Source organism: Liquorilactobacillus vini DSM 20605, assembly GCF_000255495.1.
Classification (GTDB): Bacteria; Bacillota; Bacilli; order Lactobacillales; family Lactobacillaceae; genus Liquorilactobacillus; species Liquorilactobacillus vini.
Genome location: NZ_AHYZ01000138.1, coordinates 1 through 1,674 on the forward strand (window position 1 = coordinate 1; position 1,674 = coordinate 1,674).

Annotated in this window: 1 protein-coding gene, 1 tRNA gene and 1 pseudogene; all 3 read left to right on the forward strand. The window is 32.5% G+C overall.

Going from position 1 to position 1,674, the window contains the following annotated elements; genetic code table 11:
* Positions 1-81 precede the first annotated feature (81 nt).
* Positions 82-154: transfer RNA gene (locus tag ON15_RS07905), tRNA-Gln, on the forward strand.
* A 376-nt stretch (positions 155-530) separates the two neighbouring features.
* Positions 531-1,160 (forward strand): LexA family protein, encoded by a 630-nt coding sequence (locus tag ON15_RS07910; RefSeq protein WP_010580958.1) that lies wholly within the window; start codon positions 531-533, stop codon positions 1,158-1,160.
* Between the two features lie 111 nt (positions 1,161-1,271).
* A pseudogene (locus ON15_RS07915) lies at positions 1,272-1,674 on the forward strand (hypothetical protein); the annotation flags it as partial.

Sequence of the window (1,674 nt, forward strand, 5' to 3'; positions counted from 1 at the left end):
CCAACCTTAAATTTAGTTTGACATCAAAAAAAAATTCTAGTATTATGTAATAGTCAGTTGTTAATAAACAACATTATTTATTGGGCATTCGCCAAATTGGTAAGGCAGCGGACTCTGAATCCGCAATGTACTGGTTCGAGCCCAGTATGCCCAATATACATTAAGAAAAGTCTTGTAAATCTTTGCAAAGCATTGATTTAAAGGTTTTTTTTTTTGCAGACTTTAGCGATAAAATGTATGTTTGGAATTTGATTGCACCGCAAATGCACCACAAAAAACATTTTCTAGGTCAACTCAGTTGGCCTATTTTGTGTACTCTCAAATTTGATTTCACGCATAACTGCACAAAACTGCACGCCTGAAATGTGAAAGTAGTCTTAGAATGCGCATGTGAACTACTCGTCACTAAAGTAACGAGCTTCTGGGAACACTGCTAACTTATCACGCTTAAAGTGATATTTTTTAAAAAAAGTATGTTTATATTACCACACTTTTAGTGTAATATATAGTTTGAAAGGAGGCAATAAATAATGGCAAAGGAAAACAAAGTTAGATTAGCGCTTGCAAATAATTTGAAAGAAGAATTAAATAAAAGAAGAATGACTGTTGCTGATTTAGCTAAAGCTCTTGGCATTTCAGATTCAACAGTAAGGAGCTGGGCTAATGCTGAAAAATATCCAAGAATTGAAAAAATTCAACAGTTAGCCGATTTCTTCCATATAACTCGTTTAGAATTGATTAGTAGTAAACCAGACAACGTAGTGCCAATAACCAAAACAGTTAAAATCCCCTTGCTTGGTGAGATAGCTTGTGGAGATCCAATTTTAGCCGAGGAAAACATAGAGGAATACATTGATGAACCAGTTAACTACCTGCCAAGCGGTAAATGCTTCTATCTAAAGGCTAAAGACAATTCAATGAAGCCAACAATCCCAGATGGTTCTAAAGTGTTGATTAGACAGCAACCTGATGTGGATGATAACGAAATAGCGGCTGTTCTGATAGTTGAAACTAATGAAGCTACTTTAAAAAGAGTTAAGAGGTCAAATAAAACGATGTTTTTAATGCCAGATAACCCTGAATATACACCGATTATTGTTGGCAAGGACAATCCAGCTAGGATTTTAGGGAAAGCAATAAGATATACGAGTGATTTGTAGCAAAAAAATAAGCCTTAGCTAAAAACTTGGGGTAGAAAGCTACGGCTTATCCGAGTTAAATATAACACAAACTCGGATATTTTTACATAAATAAAAATGGGGACTTTATCAATGAAAAGAAAAAGCTTTATGTTTAGCATTTTTGCAATTGTAATTTTTTTTATAGCTTCTGTTTCTACAGTTGCTTGGTATATAAAAACTGGAAGAATATATGAACTTTCAGATTTTTCATTTCATGCTTCAAGAGTTCAACAAATTTTTTGCAATTTAAAACAAGGACATTTTTTTACTTTTATAGCAACAAATGTTTTCCAGCAAACAGGCGTAGCTACGTTTTTATTTTATCCATCAACTTATCTTTACATTTGGGCATTCCTTTTATTTCATTTTAGCTATATTAACGCTTTTTATATTTGGTATGCTTTAATAACATTTGTTGCTTTTTTAGTAAGCTATTTTTCAATGTTAAGTTTTTCAAAAAATGATTTTAGAAGCTTAGTGTTTGCTTTTATTT

What these genes read in the sequence shown, in the direction of transcription:
- ON15_RS07910 (WP_010580958.1), top strand. Translation starts at nt 531, where the DNA reads ATGGCAAAGGAAAACAAAGTTAGATTAGCGCTTGCAAATAATTTGAAA.